1 protein-coding gene is annotated in these 279 nt (G+C 46.6%); it reads left to right on the top strand.

The annotated features are described in order from the left end of the window. Nucleotides 1-27: 27 nt before the first annotated feature. A partial coding sequence (locus AC0L16_RS33690) for a hypothetical protein (protein ID WP_473625827.1) occupies nt 28-279 on the top strand: 252 nt, incomplete at its 3' end.

The raw sequence follows: 279 nt of genomic DNA, 5'->3' as shown, positions 1-279 counted from the left end.
GCGCCGGCCCACGTTAAGGAAAAAAATTTGGGGGGGGCCGCCCCGCGCCCGCACCAAGAAACAAAAAAACAACAAGAACCCCCCAAAAAAAAAAAAAAAAAAAAAAAAAAAAAAAAAAACCCCCCCCCCCCCCCCAAAAAAAAAAAAAAAAAAAAAAAAAAAAAACAAAAAAAAAAAAAAAAAAAAAACCCCCCCCCCCCCCCCCCCCACGAGACCGCCAGGGGGAGCCAACACCACACACACAACAAAACCACCCACAAACACCCACCAGCCGCAACC

The organism is Mesorhizobium sp. WSM4848, assembly GCF_055811375.1.
This window is presented reverse-complemented; position numbering and strand designations above follow the sequence as displayed.